Genomic DNA, 26,062 nt, shown 5'->3' on the forward strand with positions numbered 1-26,062 from the left:
CCGTCGAAGCAGGGCGTTTTTCTAGCTGTCCTTCCAGTACTCGAGAATATCGGCGTAGCCGCCGAGCAGATTCCACAGCGGCACCTGCTTGTCTTCGGGAATGTGGCTATAGGAGAAGCCGATATGGTGATCAGAGATGCGCGCGACCGATGCTTCCAGATGGATATGCAGGTTGTGGCCAAAGATCATGTCCAGCACCCAGCTCTGGCCGAGTTCGCCGTCCCAGCCGAGTGGTCGCCGCAGCAAAGCGCCCGTCGCCGAGATATCCACCAGCTCGGTCGGATGCGACTCGTCGTGGCGGCTCATCAGCACCGTCGTTTCGATTTGCATACGCGCAGGCCGCAGCTGCTCCCGCTGTTTCCCATCTTTTCCATCGATCGTCATCGTTTACCGTCCTTTTTACGCTCGCGCATGCCTGACTCGGCGGTACGCTCAACCCTCGCTTCCTGAAAGCGGCCTGCGCTGTTTTTTTATGGCGCATTCACTCCCAATCTTCGCATCTGTTGCCGTAACTAGGGTAAAGCGCCGCCCCGGAATGTCGCCATGGAGGCCGGTCTTTCGTGGCGGTCTCCGGGGCGATGCAATCGACGTGCCATTCGTCAGAACTTTTGTTTCAGTACGTTCGCGGCGCGGTTCAAGGCTTGCCCGCACGTATTGGCCGTCACGCTTCAGGCGCGCCGTCATTCCGTCCTACCTGCTGGTCCCTGCTTCTGCGCACGTTGGCATGCCGGTTGTCGTGGTCAGCCAACGCGATCAGACGCTCTAGGTCACATCCGGCCCATTCGACGGCGATCACCAGGGCGTGGGGCCGAGCCAAACACCTGGCGCGACATTCGATGGCGTTGCTTTCGCGTTCAATTGCCCACGCTGAACAGCAGCCCGGCACGGCTGGACTTGTCGCGGGGCAGCGGCTACTCTTTGTTTGCGCGTGGTGTCATGACGACACGGTAAATCGAAAACTCTCGATTGCCGATGGCAACCACCGATGCTCTTGAATCGATCGATTGGACGGCCTGCGGTGTCGATGTTGGCACCCTCGCCCGCGCGCCTGCTGCGGCCTACGCCCGGATCTGGCGCACAACGGTCGCCCACGGCCCGCCTGACCGAATCACGATTATGTGGATTCGTCTTGCCCGTCGTGACGACGACGCGTCATGCGTGAGTGGTTGACTGCTTTTTTTGAACACTGCAATCGGGGACGCACCTCTATCGTCTCGTATCGAGCACGGATACTTCCCCGGGTTTTTTTGCCATCCCGGAATGATTCCGACCTGATGAACGCACTGCCAGCCGCTGTAGGCGGCCCAACGACATGTATTGATGACCACTGAGCAAGTCGAGCCCCAGAGCCCGGTAGCCGAACCCACGGACGCGTTTGCGTCGATACCGCAGCAGCAGGAGATGCCGCTGGCCATCGTTCGCGGCCAGCCGATGCTGCAGATGCCGCAAGATCTGTACATTCCGCCAGATGCTCTGGAAGTGATTCTGGAAGCGTTCGAAGGACCGCTCGACCTGCTGCTTTACCTGATACGCCGCCAGAATCTGGATATTCTCGACATTCCGGTCGCCGAAATCACCCGGCAATACATGGCCTATATCGATCTGATGCGCGATGTGATGCGGCTGGAGCTGGCCGCCGAATATCTGCTGATGGCCGCGATCCTTGCAGAAATCAAATCGCGACTGCTCTTGCCAAGGCCGCCCGCCGAGGAAGGGCTGGAGTTGGACCCGCGGGCGGAGCTGGTTCGCCGTCTGCAGGAGTACGAGCGCTTCAAGCGGGCGGCCGAGGATATCGAAGCCCTGCCCCGGCTGGAACGCGACACCTCGGTGGCGCATGCCGAGGTCGGCGAGCGCAACGTGATCAAGCTGCCGCCGCCGCTCGAATTGACCGAGCTGCTGCTGGCGCTGAAAGACGTGATGCACCGGGCCGAGCTGTTCGGCCATCACGCGATCAAGCGGGAAGCGCTCAGCGTGCGCCAGCGCATGGGCGAGTTGTTGAGCCGACTGGACGACGGCAGTTTTCATCGTTTCGAGAGCCTGTTCGACGCCAGCGAAGGTCGACTCGGCATCGTGGTGACTTTTCTGGCCATGCTGGAACTGGCCAAGGAGTTGCTGGTCGACATCGTGCAGGAAGAGCCGCTCAAGCCGATCTACGTCAAGGCCAAGGCGAGCCACTCCGAAGAAAATGCTTCGTTGGACACCGACGACGATGCGCGGCGGGATTCGGCCTCGGTCGAACCGTCGGTCTTCGAATCGGGCGCCGAATAGCCCGGTCCCGACCCACCCGACTCAGAATATTCATGATCCAAACGACACGGCCATTGACCAGGCAACAACCATTGAATCGGCATCCGACCTAAGGCACATGCAGATCGAGCAACTCAAACCCATTATCGAGGCGGCCCTGCTGGCCTCGAGTCAGCCGATGACGGTTCATCAACTCGCAGACCTGTTCAACGAGGCCGACGACGTCAGCACCGAGCTGATTGCCCGTGCGCTCGAAGCGCTGGCCAGTGACTGTGACGGCCGTGGCGTCGAGCTGAAGGAAGTGGCGTCGGGCTTTCGCTATCAGGTGCGTCAGGATGTCCACGCGTGGATCTCGCGCATGTGGACCGAAAAGCCCAGCCGCTACTCGCGCGCCCTGCTGGAAACGCTCGCACTGATCGCCTATCGCCAGCCGATCACGCGTCCTGAAATCGAGCAGATCCGCGGCGTGGTGGTGTCGTCCAACATCATCAAGACGATGGAAGAACGCGAATGGATCCGCGTCGTCGGTTACCGCGACGTACCTGGCAAGCCGGCGCTGTTCGGCACCACCCGCGCCTTTCTCGACTACTTCAATTTGAAATCGCTGGACCAGCTGCCGCCGCTGTCGGAAATCCGCGACATGGAAGACCCGCAGCTGCGCTTCGAGCAGGAGCCCCTGCCCGTGCGCATTGCGCGCGATCTGCCGATCGATCCCGACGGCGACAGCGATGGCGATGAACACGCCGAAGCCGACCATTTAGAAGGCAAACAGGCCGCCGAGCCGGCCGCCGATAGCGCCAATCACCGCGAAACGAGTCAAACCGATACCGACGCCGATGTGTCGGATGCTTCCACCGAATCCAACGAACATCGCTCCGAAACGAGCGCGCTCGATGAGAGCAGCCCTTCCACTGCCGATGAGGCAGCGACCCCTGCGGACGTCGAGTCCGACGCCGCCGACCAAGATACCGAGGAGTACCGCGCATGACTGCGCCGCATAAAACCGTTTTATCCCTTAAGCGCGAACCGCGCAACGAAGCTGAAGCCGCGCTAGAAGAGCGCCTGCACAAGGTATTGGCCAACGCCGGCCTCGGCTCGCGTCGCATGCTTGAATTGCGCATCCAGTCCGGCGAAGTCGAGTTGAACGGCAAGCCGGCCGAAATCGGCACCAGCGTGCACGCCGGTGACCGCGTCGTTATCGACGGCAAGCAGTTCGTCGTCGCCACCGACAACCGCGACGACACCGAAGTGCTGGTCTATCACAAGCCCGAAGGCGTGCTCACCACCCGTGACGATCCCGAGGGTCGTCCGACGGTATTCGAGCAGCTGCCACGCCTGAAAGGCGCGCGCTGGGTTGCCGTCGGTCGCCTCGACATCAATACCACCGGCCTGCTGTTGCTCACCACCGACGGCGAATTGGCCAATGCGCTGATGCATCCGAAAAGTGGGCTGGAGCGCGAGTACCTGTGCCGCGTCCACGGCGAAGTACCGGATGAAATTATCGAAAAGCTCAAAGCCGGCGTGGAACTGGAGGACGGCCCCGCGCGTTTCGACGATATCGCCGTGATCAGCCGCGGCGGCAGCCACAGCTGGTTCCGCGTGGTCATCCGCGAGGGCCGCAATCGCGAAGTGCGGCGGTTGTGGGATTCGCAGGGTTTCCTGGTCAGCCGCCTCAAGCGCATCCGCTACGGCAGCATCGAACTGCCGCGCGGCCTTCGCCGCGGCGACTGCGAAAATCTGGACGAGGCGGCGGTCAAGCAGCTGCGCCAAACCACCGGCACCAGCATGCCGCAGCCGGTGCTGACGCTCAGCCCCGTGCTGCACCAACGCCGTGCCAACCGCAGCGTCACAGAATATCGTCCCGAGCGCGGCAGCAGCAGCGCCTGGACCGCCAGCCAGGACGAAGGCCGTGAACTGCGCGCCTACGACCGCATCCGCGAGGAACCGACGCGCGGCCGCAAGCCGCCCAATCGCAGCGGCAAGGAAGTCAACGGTAACGTCGTCCGCCCGGAGCGCGGCGCCGGTGGCGCGCGCGGCGGCAAGGGTCGGCGCGTGGCGCCCGGCCAGGAGCTGCCGTCAGTGCGCACCTGGTTTGCCGGCGAGAGCCGCGACGGCGCGGGCGGTCGGCCCGCCGGTCAGGGTCCGCGTGGCAACGGACCCGGCGGTGCAGCGGCGGGAAATCGTCGACCCGCCGGCGGCAAGCCTTTCGGTGCCCGCTCAGGCGGCACTGGCGACAATCGCGGCAACAGCAGCGGCCCATACAGCGGATTCGGCGGCGAGCCGCGCAGCAACAGCGGCAACCGCAGTTTCGCCGGCCGTCCAGCCCAAGGCGCTCGTCCGCAAGGCCAGGGCAATGGCAACCAGGCCAATGGCAATCAGCTGTATGGACGTCCAAACGGCCAAGGCGGCGCTGCGCGTCCGCAGGGTTCGGGCCGTCCGCAGGGCCAGGGTGGCAACCGTCCACAAGGCGCAGGACGACCATCAGGCCAAGGCGGCAATCGCCCTCAGGGCGCCGCCCGTCCGCAGGGTCAAGGCGGTCCGGGCGGCGGGCGCCCACCCGGTCGCGGCGGTAACCGCGGCGGCAATCGCTGATTAAATTGCCTGATCCAAAATGTAAAAACAGAGGCTGCCATCGGGCGGCCTTTGTTTTTAAGCGGTCACCGTCGAGTACTCGCGGCCCGAAGGCCCCCTACATCAGATCGATCGAAAAGATATCTGCATCCATCCATGCCGGAAAGCGCTCGCGATGCGCGAGCAAAGGCGCTGGATCGAGGATAATGGTGACGACCTGCTCCTGCGCACCGAGTTCGACCAGTGGCTCGCCGACAGAATCGATCACCGCGCTGTCGCCCGCGTAAGGCAGCTCGTTGCCGTCCACGCCCACACGGTTGAGGCCGATCACGTAGCTGAGATTCTCAATGGCACGCGCGCGCAGCAGCGTGCGCCACGGCTGACGGCGCGGTGCGGGCCAGTTGGCAACGAAGATCGACAGATCGTAGTCCATGCCGCCATTCGCGGCTTCAAGACGCCGATTGCGCAGCCACACGGGAAAGCGCAAGTCGTAACAAACCTGCGGAAGAATCCGCCATCCCTTCAACTCGACGATCAGTCGCTGATTGCCACTGCCGTAGCGCGTGTGTTCGCCGGCCATGCGAAACAGATGGCGCTTGTCGTATTGAACGAAGCTGCCGTCGGGCGCTACCCACAAGAGCCGGTTATAGACCGTCTCGTTTTCCCGAATCGCCAGGCTGCCGCAGATCACGGCACCCACTTCGATCGCCAACGCGCGCAGCCACGCCACGCTCTCGCCATCCATGGTCTCCGCGCTGGCGCGAGTGTCATTGCTGAAGCCCGACAGGAAGGTTTCCGGCAGCATGATTAAATCGCTGCCCGCCGCCTGCCGCACCAGCGCACCGTAATACTCGCGATTGGCGGGTGCATCGTGCCAGCGCGTGGCGCCCTGCACCAGTGAGACCTTCAGGCTTTGCATCTCAGATGTTGGCAAATTCACAGCTGACATAGGCGCTCCGCCGCGGCATCCATGGTTGCACTACTTTTGGCAAAACACAGGCGCAGCAACCGCGTGCCCGGTGCGCTTTCGTAGAACGGCGTCAGCGGAATCGCCGCTACTCCGCCCTCCAGCAGCAGCCACTTGCTGAAGGCGAGATCGTCTTCGTCACGAATCGCGGAATAGTCCACCAGCTGGAAATATCCTCCCGGCACGTCGAGCAGCTTGAAACGCGACGGCTTGAGCAGATCACGGAAACGATCGCGCTTGGCCTGATAGAACGCCGGCAGCTCCACATAGTGTTCTGGATGGCGTGCCATGAATTCGGCAAACGCCACCTGTGCGGGATGGAAGGTGCAGAACGTGAGGTACTGATGCACCTTGCGGAACTCTGACGAGAGCGCGGCAGGCGCGATCGCGTAGCCTAGCTTCCAGCCGGTGCAGTGGTAGGTTTTGCCGAAGGAGGAGATCACGAAGCTGCGCTCGGCCAGTTCGGGGTGACGCAACACGCTCTCGTGTTGGGCACCATCGTAAACGATGTGCTCGTAGACCTCGTCCGAAAGCACCACGATGTCGGTGCCGCGAACAATTGCTGCCAGCTCTTCCAGATCGGCGGACGACAACACCGCGCCGCTGGGATTGTGCGGGCTATTGATCAGAATCATGCGCGTCTTTGGCGTGATCGCGTCACGCACGCGCTGCCAGTCGATGGCAAACGTCGGCACCGTCAGCGGAATATGCACGGCACGCGCGCCCTGCAGCTCGATTGCGGGCTCGTAGCTGTCGTACGCAGGATCGAACATGATGACTTCATCGCCGGCACGCACCACGGCGGCAATCGCTGCGAACAAGGCTTCCGTAGCGCCAGAGGTCACCGTGATGTCGGTATCGACGTTGACCTTGCGTCCGTACAGCCGCTCGATCTTCAAGGCGATCTGCTCGCGCAGCGGCGCGATGCCGTGCATCGGCGCGTACTGGTTGCGGCCTTCGTTCATCGCGCGACTCAAGCTATCGCGCAGCGGCTGCGGCGGTTCGAAGTCGGGAAAACCCTGGCCGAGATTGACCGCCTTGTGCTGCACCGCCAGCTGGCTCATGACCGTAAAAATGGTGGTGCCAACCTTGGGCAGCTTGGTTTCAATAATCATCAGTCAGCCGTATGGATGTCTATAGCGGGAGTAAGTGGTTGAGCCTAACGCATGGATCGCCATGTGCAAGTCAGGAAGCGGGCGTCGATGTCGCAGCAAGATCATCCAGCCGGCGCTCCTTGCACTGCTGATGTTTCAGCAAGGTAGTTGCCGGAAGCCGCTCGGCCAGAAAATCCACCAGCGCCCGCACGCCGGGCAGCATGCCGCGGCGGCTCGGGTAGACAAAGTGCATGATGCCCTGCGGCACGCTCCATTCGGGCAGCACGACCTCCAGCTCGCCGCGGGTGATCGCCGGTGCGCAGACGAATTCCGGCAGCAGCGCAATGCCCATACCGCGCCGCGCCGCCTCCAGCAGCAGCGCGAAATCGCCGGTGATCAGCCGCGCCTGCATCTCCACGCTGATCTGATGGCCATCGGCACCGATCAACTCCCATACCTGCGCGCCCTCGTGCTCGCGCATGGACAGCGCCGGCAGCTGCGCCAGTTCCGAGGGCTGAGTCGGGCGACCCGCACGATCGAGAAGCATGGGACTGGCGACCAACAAGGTGCGGCCCTGGCCAAAGCTTCGAACCACCAGGTTGGCGTCGGTATCGAGCTTCGTGCGAACCCGAATTGCCAGGTCGAAGCCCTCGCCGATCACATCCACACGGCGATCGCTCGAGGTCACCCGAACCTGCATTTTCGGATAAAGCGCCAGAAAATCAGGCAGCAGGTGCGCAAGCACCGTCTGCACCAGCGATACGGGACAACTCAATCGCACCACGCCGCGTGGCTCGGCTCGCAGCTCATCGACGGCGTCCTGCGCGGCCTGGGCTTCTTCCAGCACGGCGCGGCAGTGACCGTAAAAGCGCTCGCCCACTTCCGTCACCACAAAACGGCGCGTGGTTCGCTGCAGCAGCCGCACGCCCAGCCGCTCCTCCAGCTGGGCCACGCGTTTGCTCAACCGCGACTTGGGCACGCCAAGCGCCCTGCCCGCGGCCGAAAAACCGCCGTGATCAACGACCGCCGCAAAAAAGTACAGGTCATTGAGATCCTGCAGGGCGCCCGCCAATACCGTCATGATCGTTTCCTTGAAAGGACGAGTTGTTCGATTATTGCCATCTTATCGCCAGATTGTCCGGAACGTATGGTGAGTGCATTGCCGGAACACCGGCGCACAGAGGCAAACTCCATGGAACTCCTTCATATCGATTCAAGCGCTCTGGTTGACTACTCGGTTTCGCGCCAGCTCAGCGCCGACATCGTCGCCGAGCTGAAGCAGCAGACGCCGGACATCCAGATCAGCTACCGCGACCTCGCCGCGCAGCCGCTGCCGCACTGGACGCCTGCCGTTGCCGATGCCGGCACCGCCGAAGGTCAGCAAGGCAACGCGTTGGTCGAGGAATTTCTGGCCGCCGATGTCGTGGTGATCGGTGCGCCGATGTACAACTTCGGCATTTCCAGCCAGCTGAAAGCCTGGATCGACCGAATCGCGGTCGCCGGCAAGACGTTTCGCTATACCGAGCAAGGTGCCGAAGGCCTGGCCAAGGGCAAGCAGGTCATCATCGCTTCCAGCCGCGGCGGCATGTATGTCGACGGCCCGTTCGCTGCCTTCGACCACCAGGAAACCTACTTGAAGGCGGTGCTGGGATTCCTCGGCGTGACCGATCTGACCTTCGTACGCGCCGAAGGCGTGGCGATCAGTCCTGAAAACAAGGAACAGTCGATCAAAGCGGCGAAAACCTCGATTCCCTCGCTGGTAGCAAGGCTCGCCAAAGCCGCCTGATTCGGCGAACTCACGTTTGAAGCGAACGGCCCCTCGGGGCCGTTTTTCGTTCCAATGGATAAATAGCCATATAAAACAAAGCAATGAACATATAGGCCATCAGTCATGTTGCAAACCCAGGCTTGAGCTATTGACGACTGTTGTTCTGGTGTTATAGTTAACTACAACACCGGTCCACAAGCTCACTAAGGAGCCTCGTCATGAAAACGCTGAACTCGAAACTGATCGCCGCCGCCGCCGCCGTGCTGATGACTTCCGCCAGTCTGACGACGACCGCCTTACTGAGCATGGCGCCGCAGGCTGCCAGCGCCAATCAAACCAGCGCGACCGAAATCAAAGGCCTCAAGGTCACCAATCTGGCGCCGGTCAGCGTCCGCCCCGGCGCCAAGGAACAGCGTGCCGCAGGCCTTCTTAGCGACATGGGTACCGCCGCACTCATCACGCTGCCAGCGCCGGGCCAGACCAACGAAACCGCGCAGCTGAGCCTGCTCGGGTCGCAACTGGCCATGCCCTACTATTCGTTTGGCAACAAGTTCGGCCGTATCAGCAAGGAATAATTGAATGACCATTACCTGGAACGACAGCGTCCCGATCTATCGCCAACTGCACCAGCGTGTGGTGGCGATGATCCTGGACGGCGCATTGAACGAAGGTGACCCGCTGCCGTCGGTACGCCAGGTGGCCGCGGATTATCAAATCAATCCGCTGACCGTGTCGAAGGCGTACCAGGAGCTGGTCGACGAGCAACTGGTTGAAAAACGGAGGGGTTTGGGCATGTTCGTTATAGAAGGCGCTCGCGAAGCGCTACTGAAATCGGAACGCGAGCGCTTTTTGCGCGAAGAATGGCCCGTGCTGTTTGCACGCCTGCAGCGGCTGGGCCTGGATCTGAAGATCCTGCTGCGCGAGGCCGATACGCACAGCAACGCTGCTGACAACAACAAGGAACCCTCATGAGCGCGGTGATTACGGCCACAAACCTGAGCAAGCGCTACAAAAGCTCGGTGGCGCTGGACAACGTGAGTTTCCAGATTCCGGCTGGGCGCATCGTTGGCCTCATCGGCCCCAACGGCGCCGGCAAGACCACCGCGCTGAAGGCCATTCTCGGCCTGACCGACTTCTCCGGCCAGCTCAACGTGCTCGGCCTCGACCCACGCAAGCAACGCGACAAGCTGATGGAACAGGTCTGCTTTATCGCTGATGTCGCCGTGCTGCCGCGCTGGCTGAGGGTGAGCGAAGCGGTCGACTTTGTCGCCAACGTGCACCCGAGGTTCGATCGCGCCAAATGCGAGGCGTTTCTCGCCCGCACCAAACTCACGCCCGGGATGCGCGTGCGTCAGATGTCCAAGGGCATGATCGTGCAGTTGCATCTGGCCCTGGTGATGGCCATCGACGCGCGCCTGCTGATTCTCGACGAGCCCACGCTGGGGCTGGACATTCTGTATCGCAAGCAGTTCTACCAGAACCTGCTGGAAGACTACTTCGACGAGAACAAGACCATCATCGTCACCACCCACCAGGTGGAGGAAGTCGAGCACATCCTCACCGATCTGATGTTCATTCGCGACGGCAAGATCGTGCTGGATGCCGACATGGATGCCATCGGCGAGCGCTTTATCGAAGTGATGGTCAACGGCGATCGCGCCGCGGCTGCCCGCGCCTTGAAACCGCTCGACGAGCGTCAGGTGTTCGGCAAAAGCATTTTTCTGTTTGACGGCGTCGAACGGTCAACCCTGGAGGCGATGGGCGAAGTCCGCCGTCCCTCGGTCAGTGACCTGTTCGTTGCCACCATGAAGGGAACCTACGCATGAAAACCTTCTACTGGCTTGTGAAGCGCGAATTCTGGGAGCATCGCGGCGGCTTTTTCTGGGCACCACTGATCAGCGGCAGCGTATTCCTGGTGCTGAACATCATGGCGCTGATTACCGGTGAGGTACTCGGCAACCGCGGCAACACGCATTTCAATATCGCCGGAGGCCTCAACCTCAGCGGCCATATGGATGCCGACATGCTGGGCAAGATCGGAGCGGGGCTGGATATCGCCATGTACGTGGTCGCCGGCATCGTGCTGATGATCATGGCGATCATCGTGTTCTTCTACTGTCTCGGCTCGCTATACGACGACCGCCGCGACCGCAGCATTCTTTTCTGGAAGTCCTTGCCTATTTCGAACCGCGACACCGTGCTGTCGAAAGTCGTCAGCGCATCAATCGTTGCGCCAGTGATTGCCTGCGTGTTCGGTACGGCCGCTGGCTTACTTCTGCTCCTGATCGCCGCGTTCACGGCGTCGCTGCACGGATTGAACATGTGGGCACTGTTGATGAATTCGCACCCGCTGCTGGTGGCCATCAACATGATCTCGCTGATCCCGCTGTATGCCATCTGGGCGCTGCCAACCGTGGGCTGGCTGATGTTCTGCTCGGCATGGGCGCGCAGCAAACCGTTCCTGTGGGCCTTGCTGGCGCCGCTTGCCGCCGGTGTGATCGTGAGCTGGTTCGGCTTGATGGGCCTGTTCAATCTCGGCTCGGGCTGGTTCTGGAAAAACATCGTTGGCCGCATGCTGTTGAGCCTGATTCCCGGCGGCTGGATTCGCGATGCTGCCTCGATCGACTACGAGCCAAAAGATCCTTCCGTCATCCTGAACCACATCGGCCTTGCCCACAACTACGCCACCCTTGTCTCACCCGACCTGTGGATCGGTGCCATTGCCGGCATTGTGTTGATCAGCGCCGCCATCTGGCTTCGCCGCTGGCGCGACGACAGCTGATTAGTGCCGACCCTTTGATCGCATTCGAGACTCAAGGAGAACGCTTGTGAAACACATCAACTTCAACGCGCTTGCTCTCGCTCTGCTGCTGCCGCTGGCCGCCTGCGGCCAGTCCGGCTCGGCGTCGAGCCACACGGACCCTACCGCGTCTGCAACAAGCAACTCCGGCGCGCCCACCCAGTCGTTCATCGGCGCCGAAGTACAGGAAGGCATGCAGAAGGCCAAACAGGAGCTGGCTACCAAGAACATCAGCATCAACAGCGTGGGTGTGCGCGTCCATGGAGAACGACGCGACGACGACGATTCGCGTCCCAAGGCCGAGATCACACCGCAGGGCGACCTGCTGATCGCCGGCAAGGAGGTAGCGGCTACGCCAGCGCAACACGCCCTGCTGCTGGATTACCGCCAACAGATCGTCGGCATCGCCGAAACCGGTATGGACATCGGCACACAAGGCGCCGACCTTGGCATCAATGCGGCCAAGCAAGCCATGTGGGGCGCGCTATCGGGAAAAAGCGACAAAGACATCGAAGCCGCGATCAAGCCGCAGACTGACAAGATCGAGGCCTCAGCCGCCAAACTGTGCCTGCGCCTGCCCGACCTGCTGTCCACGCAGCAGAAACTGGCGGCCGCGATGCCCGAGTTCCGGCCCTACGCGACCATGCAGCAGAAGGACGTCGACGACTGCGGCAAGGACAAAAAGGACAAGGACGACAAGAAAGGTGTTGAAGTGATCTCCGACTGATCGAATCCGGCGCGCCTCGTGCAACCGCATGGGGCGTGGCCGACTCATACAATGCAAGCGCCCGATTCAACCGCCGCTGTTTCCACCGTCGCCGATACCGCCCTTCGTCAGCGTCAGCGGATCTAGCAGCTTCTTCAATTCTTCCTTCGACAAACCGGTGGTCTCCAGCGCCACGTCAATAATCGGCCGGTGCTCCTTGTACGCCTGCTTGGCGGTGGCGGCGCCCTTCTCATAACCGATCACCGGATTGAGCGCGGTGACCAGAATCGGATTCATCGCCAGCGCTTGATTGACCCGCTCGGCATTGACGGTGAAACCGGCAATCGCCTTGTCGGCCAGCAGGCGGGAGACGTTGGCCAGCAGGCCGATTGACTGCAGCAGGTTGTAGGCGATCAGCGGCAGCATCACGTTGAGCTGGAAGTTGCCCGACTGGCCGGCAACCGTAATAGCGGCATCGTTACCGATCACCTGGGCGGCCACCATCGCGGTGGCTTCGGGAATCACCGGATTGACTTTGCCCGGCATGATCGACGAGCCCGGCTGCAGCGCGGGCAGCTCGATCTCGCCCAGACCGGCCAGGGGGCCGGAATTCATCCAGCGAAGATCGTTGGCGATTTTCATCAAGGCCACGGCCAGCGTCTTCAGCTGGCCGGACAGTTCAACGGCCGCGTCCTGCGAGGCCATGCCCTCAAAATAATTATCGGCCGATACGAATTTCGCACCGGTGAGCTTTTTTAGCTGCGCCGCCATCGCCGGGCCGAACTTCGGGTCGGCATTGATGCCGGTGCCCACGGCGGTACCGCCCTGTGGCAGGCGGCGCATGCGCTTGAGGCTGTCCTCGATGCGCTCGATCGCCGAGGCAATTTGCGCCGACCAGCCGGACAGCTCCTGCCCAAACGTGATTGGCATCGCGTCCATAAGATGCGTGCGTCCTGTCTTGGCGACCCGCTTGAGCTGGCGCGCGCGCCGATCCAGCACGCGCTGCAGATGTTTCAGCGCGGGCAGCAGCTTTTCGCTGGTGGCGAGCGTCGCGCTGACGTGGATCGCGGTGGGAATCACGTCGTTGGAACTCTGCCCGTAGTTGACGTGATCGTTGGCGTGTACCGCGGTGCCGGCCTTTACCGCCAGATGCGCAATGACCTCGTTGGCATTCATGTTGGTGCTGGTGCCGGAACCGGTCTGGAAGATGTCGATGGGAAACTGCGCGTCGTATTCCCCTCTCGCCACCGCCAGCGCCGCCTTGCTTATGGCGCTGGCCTGATTTTTCTTCAAATAGCCCAGCGCGAGATTGACGTCGGCCGCGGCCGCCTTGATCAGGCCTAGCGCCCGAATGAACTCGCGCGGCAGGTGCAGGCCAGAGATCGGGAAGTTGTCGATGGCGCGCTGCGTCTGCGCGCCGTACAGCGCCTCGGCGGGCACCTGCAGTTCGCCCATGCTGTCGTGCTCGATCCGGAACTTGCTCATGCTTGCCGTCCTGTTTCTCGAAAGGGTAGCCGTTCTTCACGATAGGCCTGATCGATAACAATTCAAGGGCAGGCGTTTGTCCAACAGAAAACGAGGCCGCGGCGGGCCGTTGTAGAATGCGCGTTTTACCGCTCAACGGACCCGTCGATGTCATCCCATGCCCTGACCGCCCTCTCGCCGCTGGACGGCCGCTACGCCAGCAAGGTCGAACCGCTGCGTCCGATCTTCAGCGAATTCGGCCTGATGCATCGGCGCGTGCACGTGGAAATCGAATGGCTGCTGGCGCTGGCCGCCGATGCGCAAATCGTCGAATTGCCGGCGTTCACGGCGGACCAGATCAAGACCCTGAAGGCGATTGCCATCGACTTCAGCGTGGACGATGGCGCGCGCATCAAGGCCATTGAAGCGACCACCAATCACGACGTGAAAGCGGTGGAATACTTCATCAAGGAAAAGCTGGGCGCCGATGCCAGCCTGAAGCAGGCGCTGGAGTTTGTGCATTTCGCCTGCACCAGCGAGGACATCAACAATCTTTCCTATGCGCTGATGCTGCGCGACGCTCGCGAGCAGGTGCTGCTGCCGATGTTCGACGGCGTGATCGGCCAACTGCGCGATCTTTCCCACGCTAATGCGGCTTTGCCGATATTGTCGCGCACGCACGGCCAGACCGCCTCGCCCAGCACGCTGGGCAAGGAAGTCGCCAACGTGGTGGCGCGCCTGCAGCGTCAGCGCAAGCAGCTCGCGGCGGTGGAAATCTCCGGCAAGATCAACGGCGCCGTGGGCAACTACAACGCGCACGCCATCACCTACCCGGAAGTGGACTGGCAGGCGTTTTCGCGCCGCTTCATCGAAAGCCTCGGGCTCGAGGTCAACGCCTATACCACCCAGATCGAGCCGCACGACGGCGTGGCCGAGTACTGCGACGCCGTGCGCCGCGCCAACATCATTCTGATCGATCTGGCGCGCGATATCTGGGGCTATATCTCGCTGGGCTACTTCAAGCAGACGCTGAAGGCGGGTGAAGTCGGCTCGTCGACCATGCCGCACAAGGTCAACCCGATCGACTTCGAAAACGCCGAGGGCAACTTCGGCCTGGCCAACGCCTTGCTTGGTCATTTCGCAGAAAAATTGCCGATCAGCCGCTGGCAGCGTGATCTCACCGACTCCACCGTGCTGCGCGCGCTGGGCACCGCTTTCGGCCATACGCTCATCGCGCTGGAGTCCCTGAAGAAAGGCCTGGGCAAGCTCACCGTGAACGCCGATCGCCTCGTCGCCGATCTCGACGGCAGCTGGGAAGTGCTGGCCGAAGCCGTACAGACCGTGATGCGCCGCTACGGCCTGCCCGAGCCTTACGAGCAGCTCAAGGCGCTGACCCGCGGCCAGGGCATCACACGCGAGTCGATGCACACGTTCATCAGTGGCCTCGATTTGCCAGGCGAGGCCAAGCAGCGCTTGCTCGCGCTCACGCCCGGCAGCTACATCGGCCTGGCCGAAACGCTGGCGAAAAATATCTGAGGCCATCCAGGCGGCTCGTCGGCCGGCGAGCCGCCTGCATCAGCAAATTCATTCGACGTCGTCGGAGCCTTCGTTGACGCCCTCGAACAGGAACGTCGACAGATAGCGCTCGCCGGTGTCCGGCAGCATCGCCAGCAGCACCGAACCTTCCGGCGCATCGACGGCCACCTTCAAGGCGGCCGCCAAGGTCGCGCCGCAGGACAGGCCAACGAAGAGCCCTTCCTTTTGAGCCAGTGCGCGCGAGGTATCGCGCGACAGCACGTCGTCGACGAGCACGATTTCGTCGGCAATCTGGCGATTGAGCACGCTGGGCAAAAAGTCCGGCGTCCAGCCCTGGATCTTGTGGGGCTGCCACTCGCCACCGGAAAGCAGCGCCGCGCCGGCGGGTTCCGTGGCGATGATCTTTACCTCGGGCCGCGCCACTTTCAGCACCTCGCCGACGCCCGTCAGCGTGCCGCCGGTGCCCCAGCCGCTGACGAAGTAGTCCAGCCGGCGGCCAGCAAAATCGCGCAGGATCTCCGGCCCGGTCGTCTGTCGGTGGTAAGCGGGGTTGGCCGGATTGTCGAACTGGCTGGCGAGGAACCAGCCGTGCTTCTGCGCCAGCTCTTTGGCTTTCTCCACCATGCCGCTGCCGCGCGCCGCAGCCGGCGTCAGCAGAACTTTGCCGCCGTAGGCGCGGATCAGCTTGCGCCGCTCGACCGAAAACGTCTCGCTCATCACGGCGACAAAGGGATAGCCGCGTGCCGCGCATACCATCGCCAGCGCCACGCCGGTATTGCCCGACGTGGCCTCGATCACGGTCTGGCCGGGCTTCAGCGCGCCGCGCTGCTCGGCGTCGAGGATGATCGCCAGAGCAAGGCGGTCCTTCACCGAACCGCCCGGATTGAATGCCTCTACCTTGACGTACATCTCCACGTGCTTCGGGGCGAGGCGATGCAGTTTGACGATCGGCGTGCGGCCGATGGTGTCCAGAATGCTGTCGTAAATCACGGGCGTCTCCAAAAGGCGGCGGGGGAAAATTGAGGCCACAGGATCATGCGCCGGCACGAGTAAAATTTGTATCGGCCCGACCGCCGGCGCACCGCTACAATGCGGCCATGACCAAGCCAGCCTCCTTTCCGATTGAAGTTCGCGGCACCGCCAGGCAGCCGCTGGGCATGTCGCCCGCTCAGTTTCTGCGCGATTACTGGCAGAAGCGCCCGCTGCTGATTCGCAACGCGTTCGCTAATTTCGAGCCGCCGCTGCAGCCGGACGACTTGGCCGGCCTGGCCTGCGAGACAGGTGTGCTCGCGCGCCTGATCGTGCACGATGAAAAGCGCGATCGCTGGCACGTCCATCCCGGGCCGCTGAGCGAAGAGGATTTCGCCAGGACGCCGAAGGACCACTGGACTCTGCTGGTGCAGGATGTCGACAAGTGGGACGCCGATGTGGCGAAGCTGCTCGAACACTTTCGCTTTCTGCCGAGCTGGCGCGTCGACGACATCATGATTTCGTACGCCGAGGAAGGCGGCGGCGTCGGCGCGCATGTGGACCAGTACGACGTGTTTCTGCTGCAGGGTATCGGCCAGCGCCATTGGGCGATCAGCACCGACCCGGCCGCGCCGAAGGATTTCCGCCACGACGTCGAACTCAAGCAGCTCGCGCATTTCGAATCGACCCACGAGTGGATGCTCGATCCAGGCGACATGCTCTATCTGCCGCCCGGCGTGCCGCACGACGGCGTCGCCTTCGGCGGCCCATGCATGACGCTGTCGATCGGCATGCGCGCGCCATCCCAGGCGGAGCTTACCGGCGATCTGGCCGACCATATCGCCGAACGCCTGCCCGAAGAGCTGCGCTACGCCGATCCCGACCTGACGCCGGCCAAGGCCACTGGCGAAATCGATCGCGCCGCGATCGAACGCCTGAAAGCATCGCTGCCGTTTGCCGCCGCGCTGGACGACGCCATGCTGCGCGACTGGTTCGGCCGCTTTATCACCCGCTATCGCAACGCGCAGGTGCCCGCGGCGCTGGACAAGCCGCTGAGCGAAGCGGCGTTTGACAAGCAGCTCGATCATCTGCCCACCCTGCTTCGTCATCCGTGGTCGCGCATGGCGTGGACGCGCGCGAAATCCGGCTGCACGCTGTTCGTCAGCGGCCACGCGTATCCGGCCACGCCGGCGCTCGCCCAACAGCTGTGCGAGCAGCGTGAGATCGCACTTACCGCCAAGCCTGCCGCCGCCGAAAAAGCGCTGCTGCTTGCGCTGGTCAACGACGGCCACCTGCTGGCAAGAAAGTCGCGCCGCCGGTGAAGCTGCAGAATTTCCACGTCGATCTTGCCGACTGGTCGCGCGAACGCGATCGCGAGGCGCTGGCCGGCATTCGGCAACAGGTTTTCGTGGTGGAGCAAGGCGTGCCCGAGTCGCGCGAGCGCGACGGCCTGGATGCCCAATGCTGGCACGTGCTGGCGCGCGACGAGGCCGGCCAGCCCATCGGCTGCGCGCGCCTGTCGCCCGAGCACAAGATCGGCCGCATGGCGGTATTGCGCGAATGGCGCGGCCAGGGCGTCGGCGCAGCCTTGCTGCGCCAACTCATCCAGCGCGCCCGCACGCTGGACTGGAGCGAGGTCACGCTCGGCGCGCAGGTGAGCGCGATGGGTTTTTATGAGCGCGAGGGTTTCGTCGCTTACGGCGATGTATTCGACGATGCCGGGATGCCGCACCGCGCGATGTCGCTGACGCTTACTTCAACCGACAATGATGAGGCAGAGCCGCTTCGCGATATCGACGCCCTGCCGCTCACCAGCAGGGCCGAAGCGGTAGCAGCTCGGGCGCAGATTCTCGCCGATGCACGCCACCGGCTGTGCATCCACCTGCCGCTGCTTGCCAACGATCAATACGCCAGCACGGAAGAGCTCGCCGAATTCCGGCGCGTGGCGATCTCCGGTCGCGGTGCGCAGATCCGCATCCTGCTGCACGATCCCGCGGCCGCGCTGCGCAACAGCCACCGCCTGATCGCGCTGGTGCAGCGCCTGCCCAGCGCGATGCAGGTACGCATGCCGGTCGAAGAGGCGGACCTGGGCTACATTTCCGCCTATCTGCTCAACGACGTCGGCGGCTACCTGTTTCTGCCAGAAGCCGATCGTCCTCAGGGGCGTGCGGCCCGTCATGACCGCGCCTCCGCCGCGCCGCTGCAAAAGCACTTCGATGAAGTGTGGGAGCGCTCGGAGCGCGCCAGCGTACTGCAGACGCTCAATATCTAGGCTTCAGCGTGCCCTGCGTCTGCTTTCGGCTGAACATCAGCTGGCCCGAGGTTTCGGCGACGTGGCGCGCCTGATATCGGCAAAGCGCGCAAAAACGCACTCTCCGGTGAAACTGTCGCCAGAGGACCAGTATCGATACCAGCGAACTTGGCATTTTGTGGCGGCTTGGGTTGCCGCGTCGCAGCAGGCAAAGGGTATAATTGGCCGGCTTTCTCCCCAGCCATCCGTGGGGGCGTTCCGTCGGGCTTGCATTAGCGGCGGACAACCGCGACTTCACGGTCACACGGATGGGTAAGCATCCCTTCTCTGCCGGTGGTGACGTGAGTACTAATCTGATCCGCGAGTTTTTCGACTCTTCGCAACTCGCTGGCGGCAACGCCGATTACGTCGAATCCCTTTATGACTCCTGGCTCGCCGACGCCTCGTCGGTATCTGCGGATTGGGGTCGCTATTTCGAAACGTTCAAAGGCCGCGAATCGGGCGACGTCTCGCACGTGCCGGCGATCGCGCGCATCGAGGCGGCCCAGAAGCAGCGCCATAACGGCGCCACGGTGGTGTCCGCCAGTGACGACGAGCACGCGCGCAAGCAGGCCGGCGTGCTGCGCCTGCTGACCGCTTACCGCTCGCGCGGCCATCTCGCCGCCGAACTCGACCCGCTGGGCCTGACCGAGAAAATGCCGGCGCCGGACCTTGGCCTGGCTTTCCACGGCCTCTCGGACGCCGATCTCAACACCGAATTCGATACCGGCAACTATGCCGGCGACGGCAAGCGCATGAAGCTGGGCGAGCTGCTGACGAACCTGAAGAAAACCTACGCCAGCACCATCGGCGCGGAGTTCATGTACATCAGCAATCACGAGCAGCGCCACTGGATCTATACCCGGCTCGAGCAGCGTGCGGGCCAGTCCGGCCTGGACAAGACCGGCAAGCAGCGCGTGCTCGAATGCCTCAACGGTGCCGAGGGGCTTGAGCGCTACCTGCACACCAAGTACGTCGGCCAGAAGCGCTTTTCGCTGGAAGGCGGCGACAGCCTGATCCCGATGCTCGACGACGTGGTGCGCGCCGCCGGCGACAACGGCATCAAGGAGCTCGTCATCGGCATGGCCCATCGCGGCCGCCTCAACGTGCTGGTCAACATTCTGGGCAAGGCGCCGAAGACGCTGTTCGACGAATTCGAGGGCCGCTTCGAGCATCCGGACGACCCGGCGCACTCGGGCGACGTGAAGTACCACATGGGCTTCTCGGCCGACATCAAGACGCCGAAGGGCGGCGTGCACGTGGCGCTGGCGTTCAATCCCTCGCATCTGGAAATCGTCAACCCGGTGGTGTCCGGCTCGGTGCATTCGCGCCAGACGCGCCGCCGCGACACCATGCACGAAAAGTCGATGGCCGTGATCATCCACGGCGATGCGGCCATGGCCGGCCAGGGCGTGAACATGGAGCTGTTCAACATGTCGCAGACGCGCGGCTTCAAGGTCGGCGGCAGTCTGCACATCGTGATCAACAACCAGGTCGGCTTCACCACCTCGAACCCGCAGGACGCCCGCTCCACGCTGTACTGCACCGACCTGGCCAAGATGGTCAACGCACCGGTGTTTCACGTGAACGGAGACGATCCGGAAGCGGTGATCGAAGTCACCCGCCTCGCCTACGAATTCCGCAAGACGTTCCGCAAGGACGTCGTCATCGACCTGGTCTGCTACCGCCGCCACGGTCATAACGAAGCCGATGAGCCATCGGCGACGCAGCCGGTGATGTATCAAATCATCCGCAAGCGTCCGACCACCCGCGATCTGTATGCGCAGAAGCTGGTGAAGGAAGGCGTACTGGCCGAGGGAGAGCCGCAGAAGCAGCTCGAGGCCTACCGCGATCGCCTCGAAGCCGGCGCGCCCATGGCCGACCTCGATCTGTCGCCCAACCGCGATCGCCCGGTCGACTGGGCACGCTTCGTCGGCGGCAGGCTGTCGACGCCGGCCGACACCACGGTGCCGAAGAACAAGCTGCAGGAGTTGGCCAACCGGATCCTCACCCTGCCCGCCAATCTCGCGCTGCAGGCGCGCGTCGCCAAGATTTACGACGACCGCCGCAAGATGGCCGCCGGCGAGCAGGCTGCCGACTGGGGCTTTGCCGAAAACCTGGCTTACGCCACCCTGATCGACAGCGGCCACGACCTGCGCATGGTCGGCCAGGATTCCGGCCGCGGCACGTTCTTCCATCGTCATGCCGTGCTGCATGACCAGAAAGACGGCCACACATTCCTGCCGCTGGCCACCATTCGCGAAGGCGCCGACGTCGAAGTGATCGACTCGCTGCTCAGCGAAGAAGCGGTCATGGCCTTTGAATATGGGCACTCGACCACCGATCCGGACACGCTCAATATCTGGGAAGCGCAATTCGGCGATTTCGCCAACGGCGCGCAGGTCGTCATCGACCAGTTCATCAGCTCCGGCGAAGCGAAGTGGAATCGTCTCAGCGGCCTGGTGCTGCTGCTGCCGCATGGCTACGAGGGCCAGGGCCCGGAGCATTCCTCGGCGCGTCTGGAGCGTTTCCTGCAGCTGTGCGCGATGGAAAACATGCAGGTCTGCGTACCGACCACGCCGGCGCAGGATTTCCACATGATCCGCCGCCAGATGCTGCGCCCGGTGCGCAAGCCGCTGATCGTGATGACGCCCAAATCGCTGCTGCGTCACAAGCTGGCCGTCTCCAGCCTGGACGAGCTGGCCAACGGTAGCTTCCAGCTGGTGATCGGCGAGCACCGCGAGCTGGCGCCGAAGAAGGTGAAGCGCGTGGTGCTGTGCTCCGGCAAGGTGTACTACGACCTGCTCGAAGAATCCGAGAAGCGCGAGCTGAAGGATGTCGCCATCGTCCGCGTCGAGCAGCTGTATCCCTTCCCGCGCGCCGAAGTCACCGCGGAACTGGAGAAGTACCCGGCGGCCAAGGAAGTGTTCTGGTGCCAGGAAGAGCCGATGAATCAGGGCGCGTGGTTCCAGATCCGTCATCACCTGCAGGCCTGCGTCAGCAGCAAGCACAGCCTGTCGTATGCGGGCCGCGCGCGCTCCGCGGCTCCTGCTGCCGGCCATCTCAATACGCACGTTGCCGAACAGGCTGCACTGGTCGAGCAGGCGCTCGTCGCGCCGGTCGGCACGGATCACTCGGCAGAATAAGATGTTTGGCCGCTTTATGACCTTCGCGCTCGCCCACGAGCGCTAAAACCTAGGATTCCCCATGTCGATCGAAGTCAAAGTCCCCGTACTGCCCGAGTCGGTCTCCGACGCCACCATCGCCACCTGGCACAAGAAAGCCGGCGACGCGGTGAAGCGCGACGAGAACCTGGTCGATCTCGAAACCGACAAGGTGGTGCTGGAAGTTCCTTCCCCGGTGGACGGCGTGCTGAAGGAAATCAAGCACAAAGTGGGCGACACCGTGAACAGCGAACAGATCATCGCGATCATCGAGGAAGGCGCCGCGGCAGCCAAAGAAGAGCCCAAGGCGGAAGCCAAGGATGAGACGCCGGCGCCCGTCGCCGCGGCCAACTCCGAAGCACCCAAGGCCGAGAGGGCTTCCGGCAAACGCAACGAGGATCTGTCGCCGGCCGGCCTGCGCGTGGCCACCGAACAGAAGATCGACGCGTCCAAGGTCGAAGGCACCGGCCGCGACGGCCGCGTAACCAAGGAAGACCTGGTCAACTATGGAAAGGATGGTGGCGCGAAGGCCGCGCCGGCAGCTGCCAAGCCGACTCCGGGTTCGCGTCCGGAAGAGCGCGTACCGATGACCCGCATGCGCGCCAAGATCGCCGAGCGTCTGATGCAGTCGAAGAACTCGATTGCCATGCTGACCTCGTTCAACGAAGTGAACCTCGCCGAAGTCACCAAGATGCGCAAGTCGCTGGGCGAGCAGTTCCAGAAGACCCACGGCATCAAGCTCGGTTTCATGAGCTTCTTCGTCAAGGCCGCGGCTGAAGCATTGAAGCGTCGCCCGATCGTCAATGCCTCGGTCGACGGCAACGACATCGTCTATCACGGCTACCAGGACATCTCGATCGCGGTGTCGACCGAGAAGGGCCTGGTCACGCCGGTGCTGCGCGACGTGCAGAACATGGACTTTGCCGATATCGAACAGGGCATTGCCGACTATGCCAAGAAGGCCCGCGACGGCAAGCTGGGCCTGGACGATCTGCAGGGCGGCACGTTCACCATCACCAACGGCGGAACCTTCGGTTCGCTGCTCTCCACGCCGATCGTCAACCCGCCGCAGAGCGCGATTCTGGGCATGCACACGATCAAGGACCGCGCGATCGTCGAGAACGGCCAGGTGATTGTCGCGCCGATGATGTACATCGCCATTTCCTACGACCATCGCATCATCGACGGCAAGGATGCGGTGCTGTTCCTGGTCGACATCAAGGATCAGCTCGAGAATCCGCAGCGGATGCTGCTCGGCATTTAAATTTGACGCGGGAACGGGGAGCGGGAATCGGGGAACGGCACAGCAAGCCGCTCCGGATTACCGTTCCCCGTTCCCTGTTCCTTGTTCCCGCTTTGAAAGGACGTAAACCATGAGCGACAAATTCGACGTCATCGTCATCGGCGGCGGCCCGGCCGGTTATCACGCCGCCATCCGCGCCGCGCAGCTGGGTCTGAAGACCGCCGTGGTCGACGCCTGGGCCGGCAAGGACGGCAAGGCGGCGCTGGGCGGCACCTGCCTCAACGTCGGCTGCATTCCCTCGAAGGCGTTGCTGGATTCGTCCAAGCAGTTCTACAACCTGGCGCACAACCTGCCCGCGCACGGCATCAGCGTGGAAAATGCCAAGGTCGACCTGAAAACCTTCATCGGCCGCAAGGAAAAGATCGTCAAGCAGTTCACCGGCGGCGTGGCGCAGCTGTTCAAGGCCAACAAGATCACCAGCTATTTCGGTACCGGCAAGCTGCTGAAAGGCAATGAGGTCGAGATCAGCGGCAACGATGGCCAGAAACAGACCATCAGCGCGACCAACGTGATCCTGGCGTCGGGCTCGGTGCCGATCGAACTTCCGTTCGCCAAGTTCGACGGCAAGCACATCATCGACAACTCCGGCGCGCTGGAACTCGACGCGGTGCCGAAGCGCCTGGGCGTGATCGGCGCCGGCGTGATCGGCCTGGAGCTGGGCAGCGTGTGGCGCCGTCTCGGCGCCGAAGTGACCGTGCTGGAGGCGTTGCCGGAATTCCTCGGCGCCGCCGATCCCGACATCGCCAAGGTGGCGTTCAAGGAATTCGGCAAGCTCGGCCTCGACATCAAGCTTGGTGCCAAGCTGACCAAGGCCGAGGTCAGCAAGAACGAAGTGCACATCACCTATAACGACAAGGACGGCGATCATGATCTGGTCGTCGACAAGCTGCTGGTCGCCGTGGGTCGCCGTGCGTATACCGATGGCCTGCTGTCCGAGGACTGCGGCGTGAAGCTCGACGAGCGCGGCCGCATTGTCGTCGATGAGCATTGCCACACCGGCGTCGATGGCGTCTGGGCAGTCGGCGATGCGGTGCGCGGCCCGATGCTGGCGCACAAGGGCTTCGAGGAAGGCATGGCCGTGGCCGAGTGGATCGCCGGCAAGGCCGGCCACGTCAACTACGACACCATTCCGTGGGTCATCTACACCGAGCCGGAGATCGCCTGGGCCGGCAAGACCGAAAAGCAGCTCAAGGAAGAAGGCGTGCCTTACAAGGTCGGCAGCTTCCCGTTTGCCGCCGTCGGCCGCGCCGTGGCGATGAATGAGGCCATCGGTCAGGTGAAGATGATCGCCCACGCCGAAACCGATCGCATCCTCGGCGTGCATATGGTCGGCCCGGGCGTCTCCGAGCTGATCGCCGAGTGCGTCGTGGCGATGGAGTTCAAGGGTTCGGCCGAAGACATGGCGCGCATCGTCCACGCCCATCCGACCCTGTCCGAAGCGGTGCACGAGGCGGCGCTGTCGGTCGACAAACGCGCCATCCACAAAGGCAACTGATCGCGCTGATCATGTCTGGTTTTTGTACGCATCGCGACCCGTCCCCCAAGGACGGGTTTCGCGCTTATGGAGGCTTCATGGCTGAACTGACTTCGCTCTGCGTTTACTGCGGTTCCAGCAGTGGCAAGCATCCCGAATACGCCGAACAGGCGCGCGCCTTCGGCACCGAAATGGCGCGCCGGGGAATCACCCTGGTCTACGGCGGCGGCAACGTCGGCCTGATGGGCGTGGTGGCCGATGCGGTGCTCGCCGGTGGCGGCCAGGTCATTGGCGTGATCCCGCGCCAGCTGGTCGATCGCGAGGTGGCACACGCCGGCCTGACCGAGCTGCAGGTGGTCGACACCATGCACCAGCGCAAGACGCGCATGTTCGAACTGTCCGATGCCTTCGTCGCCCTGCCCGGCGGCTTTGGCACGCTGGACGAAATATTCGAGATGCTGACCTGGGCGCAGCTGGGCCTGCACAGCTATCCGTGCGCCTTTCTCGACGTGCGCGGCTATTACGCGCCGCTGCGCGGCATGATGGACCATATGGTCGGCGAAGGTTTCGTCCGCGCGGTCCAGCGCGAGAACGTCTGGTTCGGTGAAAACATGAGCCAGCTGTTCGACTGGATGAGCCGCCTTCCGGACGTCCATACGTCCAAACCGAAAGAGGAAGCGCTGTGACCGAGCTGTCCGATTTTCGCGCGTTTCGCATCCACAACGACGATGCCGGCTATCGCGCCGGCATCGAAAGCATCGGCGCCGACGCGCTGTCGCCCGGCGAAGTGCTGGTCGCCGTCGCCTACTCCTCCGTCAACTACAAGGATGCGCTTGCCGGTACCGGCAGAGGCAAGATTCTCCGCCAGTACCCGTTGAATGGCGGCATCGACGTGGCCGGTCATGTGGTTGCCTCGACCGATCCGTCCTTCAAGGAGGGCGACGCCGTGCTGTGCACCGGCAGCGGACTGTCCGAAACGCGCGACGGCGGCTGCGCCCAGTACATCCGACTGCCGTCCGCGTGGACCATTCCCCTGCCGGATGGCCTGAGCCTGCGCGAAAGCATGATCCTGGGCACCGCCGGCTTCACCGCAGCGCTTGGCCTGCTGCGCATGCTGGACAACCATCAGACGCCGGCGCTCGGGCCCATCGCGGTGACCGGCGCCAGCGGCGGCGTGGGCATGCTGGCCATTGATATCTTCAGCCGCGCCGGCTACGAAGTGCACGCGATCAGCGGCAAGACCGACCATTTCGATTTTCTGCGCGCGCTGGGTGCCGCCGAGTGCATCGATCGGCATCAGCTGGCTTTCAGCGGCAAGCCGATGGATTCCGTACGCTTCGGCGGCGTGCTGGACAACGTGGGCGGCAGCATGCTGGCCGGCCTGTTGCCCCTGATCAGCCCCTACGGCAACGTGGCGCTGTGCGGCAACGCAGGCGGCGCGGCTTTCGACACTACCGTACTGCCCTTCATCATCCGCGGCGCGGCGCTGCTCGGCATTGCCTCGGCCGGAACGCCGCGTGCGGTGCGCGACGAGGTATGGCGCCGCCTGGCAAGCGACTGGAAGCCGCAGCACCTCGACCGTATGGCCACAAATGAGATCGCCCTCACAGAGCTGCCCGGTACGTTTGCGCGTATGCTGGCCGGGGACTCGTTCGGCCGCACGCTGGTACGCATCGATAGCGCCGTTTGACCAAGGCGCGCTTGGAACT

Annotated in this window: 23 protein-coding genes; 17 read left to right on the top strand and 6 right to left on the bottom strand. The window is 63.1% G+C overall.

The window, feature by feature from the left end; genetic code table 11:
* Window positions 1-21: 21 nt before the first annotated feature.
* Window positions 22-384, bottom strand: coding sequence for a PilZ domain-containing protein (locus ACDK93_RS11760; RefSeq protein ID WP_458068815.1), 363 nt, complete (start codon window positions 382-384; stop codon window positions 22-24).
* Window positions 385-1,320: 936 nt separating this feature from the next.
* On the opposite strand from ACDK93_RS11760, the gene ACDK93_RS11765 reads away from it, so the two are divergent.
* The 3 genes from ACDK93_RS11765 (at window position 1,321) to ACDK93_RS11775 (ending at window position 4,839) form a co-directional block, all read left to right on the top strand.
* Window positions 1,321-2,268, top strand: coding sequence for a segregation and condensation protein A (locus ACDK93_RS11765; RefSeq protein ID WP_458068816.1), 948 nt, complete (start codon window positions 1,321-1,323; stop codon window positions 2,266-2,268).
* A gap of 97 nt (window positions 2,269-2,365) precedes the next feature.
* Window positions 2,366-3,235, top strand: coding sequence for an SMC-Scp complex subunit ScpB (gene scpB, locus ACDK93_RS11770; RefSeq protein WP_458068818.1), 870 nt, complete (start codon window positions 2,366-2,368; stop codon window positions 3,233-3,235).
* The gene (locus tag ACDK93_RS11775; RefSeq protein ID WP_458068820.1) at window positions 3,232-4,839 is read left to right on the top strand and encodes a pseudouridine synthase; all 1,608 of its coding nucleotides are present in this window, start codon (window positions 3,232-3,234) and stop codon (window positions 4,837-4,839) included. The genes scpB and ACDK93_RS11775 overlap by 4 nt, the downstream gene beginning before the upstream one ends.
* 97 nt (window positions 4,840-4,936) lie before the next feature.
* Here ACDK93_RS11775 and ACDK93_RS11780 read toward each other — a convergent pair whose 3' ends face one another.
* The 3 genes from ACDK93_RS11780 to ACDK93_RS11790 form a co-directional block, all read right to left on the bottom strand.
* The gene (locus ACDK93_RS11780) at window positions 4,937-5,737 is read right to left on the bottom strand and encodes an amidohydrolase (protein ID WP_458068821.1); all 801 of its coding nucleotides are present in this window, start codon (window positions 5,735-5,737) and stop codon (window positions 4,937-4,939) included.
* A 17-nt stretch (window positions 5,738-5,754) separates the two neighbouring features.
* On the bottom strand, window positions 5,755-6,900 hold the full coding sequence (locus tag ACDK93_RS11785) for a pyridoxal phosphate-dependent aminotransferase (RefSeq protein WP_458068822.1): 1,146 nt from the start codon (window positions 6,898-6,900) through the stop codon (window positions 5,755-5,757).
* Between the two features lie 70 nt (window positions 6,901-6,970).
* Window positions 6,971-7,960, bottom strand: coding sequence for a LysR substrate-binding domain-containing protein (locus tag ACDK93_RS11790; protein WP_458068824.1), 990 nt, complete (start codon window positions 7,958-7,960; stop codon window positions 6,971-6,973).
* 111 nt (window positions 7,961-8,071) lie between these two features.
* Between ACDK93_RS11790 and ACDK93_RS11795 the strand changes: the two genes are divergently transcribed.
* The 6 genes from ACDK93_RS11795 to ACDK93_RS11820 all read left to right on the top strand — a co-directional run bounded on the left by ACDK93_RS11795 (window position 8,072) and on the right by ACDK93_RS11820 (window position 12,174).
* Window positions 8,072-8,665, top strand: a complete 594-nt coding sequence (locus tag ACDK93_RS11795) for an FMN-dependent NADH-azoreductase (protein ID WP_458068825.1) — start codon at window positions 8,072-8,074, stop codon at window positions 8,663-8,665.
* Between the two features lie 200 nt (window positions 8,666-8,865).
* A complete protein-coding gene (locus ACDK93_RS11800; RefSeq protein WP_458068827.1) occupies window positions 8,866-9,222 on the top strand; it encodes a hypothetical protein in 357 nt (118 codons plus the stop codon).
* A 4-nt stretch (window positions 9,223-9,226) separates the two neighbouring features.
* Window positions 9,227-9,619: a GntR family transcriptional regulator gene (locus ACDK93_RS11805; RefSeq protein WP_458068828.1), complete on the top strand. Its 393-nt coding sequence runs from the start codon at window positions 9,227-9,229 to the stop codon at window positions 9,617-9,619.
* The gene (locus ACDK93_RS11810) at window positions 9,616-10,473 is read left to right on the top strand and encodes an ABC transporter ATP-binding protein (protein WP_458068829.1); all 858 of its coding nucleotides are present in this window, start codon (window positions 9,616-9,618) and stop codon (window positions 10,471-10,473) included. The genes ACDK93_RS11805 and ACDK93_RS11810 overlap by 4 nt, the downstream gene beginning before the upstream one ends.
* Window positions 10,470-11,429 carry an ABC-2 transporter permease gene (locus tag ACDK93_RS11815; protein WP_458068830.1) on the top strand — a complete coding sequence of 320 codons (960 nt, stop codon included), beginning with the start codon at window positions 10,470-10,472 and terminating at the stop codon, window positions 11,427-11,429. Before ACDK93_RS11810 ends, ACDK93_RS11815 begins: the two co-directional genes overlap by 4 nt.
* A gap of 46 nt (window positions 11,430-11,475) precedes the next feature.
* Complete coding sequence (locus tag ACDK93_RS11820) at window positions 11,476-12,174, top strand: hypothetical protein (RefSeq protein WP_458068832.1); 699 nt, start codon at window positions 11,476-11,478, stop codon at window positions 12,172-12,174.
* A 66-nt stretch (window positions 12,175-12,240) separates the two neighbouring features.
* On the opposite strand, the gene ACDK93_RS11825 is transcribed toward ACDK93_RS11820, so the two are convergent.
* Window positions 12,241-13,638 carry a class II fumarate hydratase gene (locus tag ACDK93_RS11825; RefSeq protein WP_458068833.1) on the bottom strand — a complete coding sequence of 466 codons (1,398 nt, stop codon included), beginning with the start codon at window positions 13,636-13,638 and terminating at the stop codon, window positions 12,241-12,243.
* Between the two features lie 147 nt (window positions 13,639-13,785).
* Between ACDK93_RS11825 and purB the strand changes: the two genes are divergently transcribed.
* On the top strand, window positions 13,786-15,153 hold the full coding sequence (gene purB / locus ACDK93_RS11830) for an adenylosuccinate lyase (protein ID WP_458068835.1): 1,368 nt from the start codon (window positions 13,786-13,788) through the stop codon (window positions 15,151-15,153).
* Between the two features lie 48 nt (window positions 15,154-15,201).
* Here the strand turns inward: purB and cysK are convergent, their stop codons facing one another.
* A complete protein-coding gene (gene cysK / locus ACDK93_RS11835) occupies window positions 15,202-16,143 on the bottom strand; it encodes a cysteine synthase A (RefSeq protein ID WP_458068837.1) in 942 nt (313 codons plus the stop codon).
* Between the two features lie 107 nt (window positions 16,144-16,250).
* Here cysK and ACDK93_RS11840 point away from each other — a divergent pair, with 107 nt between their 5' ends.
* The 7 genes from ACDK93_RS11840 (at window position 16,251) to ACDK93_RS11870 (ending at window position 26,043) form a co-directional block, all read left to right on the top strand.
* On the top strand, window positions 16,251-17,444 hold the full coding sequence (locus ACDK93_RS11840) for a JmjC domain-containing protein (RefSeq protein ID WP_458068839.1): 1,194 nt from the start codon (window positions 16,251-16,253) through the stop codon (window positions 17,442-17,444).
* Window positions 17,441-18,394 carry a GNAT family N-acetyltransferase gene (locus ACDK93_RS11845; protein ID WP_458068841.1) on the top strand — a complete coding sequence of 318 codons (954 nt, stop codon included), beginning with the start codon at window positions 17,441-17,443 and terminating at the stop codon, window positions 18,392-18,394. The genes ACDK93_RS11840 and ACDK93_RS11845 overlap by 4 nt, the downstream gene beginning before the upstream one ends.
* 320 nt (window positions 18,395-18,714) lie before the next feature.
* Window positions 18,715-21,558, top strand: coding sequence for a 2-oxoglutarate dehydrogenase E1 component (locus tag ACDK93_RS11850; RefSeq protein ID WP_458068843.1), 2,844 nt, complete (start codon window positions 18,715-18,717; stop codon window positions 21,556-21,558).
* A gap of 61 nt (window positions 21,559-21,619) precedes the next feature.
* Window positions 21,620-22,840, top strand: coding sequence for a 2-oxoglutarate dehydrogenase complex dihydrolipoyllysine-residue succinyltransferase (gene odhB, locus ACDK93_RS11855; RefSeq protein ID WP_458068844.1), 1,221 nt, complete (start codon window positions 21,620-21,622; stop codon window positions 22,838-22,840).
* A gap of 109 nt (window positions 22,841-22,949) precedes the next feature.
* Window positions 22,950-24,374 carry a dihydrolipoyl dehydrogenase gene (gene lpdA, locus ACDK93_RS11860; RefSeq protein WP_458068845.1) on the top strand — a complete coding sequence of 475 codons (1,425 nt, stop codon included), beginning with the start codon at window positions 22,950-22,952 and terminating at the stop codon, window positions 24,372-24,374.
* Between the two features lie 86 nt (window positions 24,375-24,460).
* A complete protein-coding gene (locus ACDK93_RS11865) occupies window positions 24,461-25,039 on the top strand; it encodes an LOG family protein (protein ID WP_458072437.1) in 579 nt (192 codons plus the stop codon).
* 5 nt (window positions 25,040-25,044) lie between these two features.
* Window positions 25,045-26,043: an oxidoreductase gene (locus ACDK93_RS11870; RefSeq protein WP_458072439.1), complete on the top strand. Its 999-nt coding sequence runs from the start codon at window positions 25,045-25,047 to the stop codon at window positions 26,041-26,043.
* Window positions 26,044-26,062: the final 19 nt, after the last annotated feature.

Source organism: Rhodanobacter sp. BL-MT-08, from assembly GCF_054161255.1.

Excerpts from the sequence above, each read along its gene's own strand:
- ACDK93_RS11760 (WP_458068815.1), bottom strand. The coding sequence starts at position 384 with ATGACGATCGATGGAAAAGATGGGAAACAGCGGGAGCAGCTGCGGCCT.
- ACDK93_RS11765 (WP_458068816.1), top strand. The coding sequence starts at position 1,321 with ATGACCACTGAGCAAGTCGAGCCCCAGAGCCCGGTAGCCGAACCCACG.
- scpB (WP_458068818.1), top strand. The coding sequence starts at position 2,366 with ATGCAGATCGAGCAACTCAAACCCATTATCGAGGCGGCCCTGCTGGCC.
- ACDK93_RS11775 (WP_458068820.1), top strand. The coding sequence starts at position 3,232 with ATGACTGCGCCGCATAAAACCGTTTTATCCCTTAAGCGCGAACCGCGC.
- ACDK93_RS11780 (WP_458068821.1), bottom strand. The coding sequence starts at position 5,737 with ATGCAAAGCCTGAAGGTCTCACTGGTGCAGGGCGCCACGCGCTGGCAC.
- ACDK93_RS11785 (WP_458068822.1), bottom strand. The coding sequence starts at position 6,900 with ATGATTATTGAAACCAAGCTGCCCAAGGTTGGCACCACCATTTTTACG.
- ACDK93_RS11790 (WP_458068824.1), bottom strand. The coding sequence starts at position 7,960 with ATGACGGTATTGGCGGGCGCCCTGCAGGATCTCAATGACCTGTACTTT.
- ACDK93_RS11795 (WP_458068825.1), top strand. The coding sequence starts at position 8,072 with ATGGAACTCCTTCATATCGATTCAAGCGCTCTGGTTGACTACTCGGTT.
- ACDK93_RS11800 (WP_458068827.1), top strand. The coding sequence starts at position 8,866 with ATGAAAACGCTGAACTCGAAACTGATCGCCGCCGCCGCCGCCGTGCTG.
- ACDK93_RS11805 (WP_458068828.1), top strand. The coding sequence starts at position 9,227 with ATGACCATTACCTGGAACGACAGCGTCCCGATCTATCGCCAACTGCAC.
- ACDK93_RS11810 (WP_458068829.1), top strand. The coding sequence starts at position 9,616 with ATGAGCGCGGTGATTACGGCCACAAACCTGAGCAAGCGCTACAAAAGC.
- ACDK93_RS11815 (WP_458068830.1), top strand. The coding sequence starts at position 10,470 with ATGAAAACCTTCTACTGGCTTGTGAAGCGCGAATTCTGGGAGCATCGC.
- ACDK93_RS11825 (WP_458068833.1), bottom strand. The coding sequence starts at position 13,638 with ATGAGCAAGTTCCGGATCGAGCACGACAGCATGGGCGAACTGCAGGTG.
- purB (WP_458068835.1), top strand. The coding sequence starts at position 13,786 with ATGTCATCCCATGCCCTGACCGCCCTCTCGCCGCTGGACGGCCGCTAC.
- ACDK93_RS11840 (WP_458068839.1), top strand. The coding sequence starts at position 16,251 with ATGACCAAGCCAGCCTCCTTTCCGATTGAAGTTCGCGGCACCGCCAGG.
- odhB (WP_458068844.1), top strand. The coding sequence starts at position 21,620 with ATGTCGATCGAAGTCAAAGTCCCCGTACTGCCCGAGTCGGTCTCCGAC.
- lpdA (WP_458068845.1), top strand. The coding sequence starts at position 22,950 with ATGAGCGACAAATTCGACGTCATCGTCATCGGCGGCGGCCCGGCCGGT.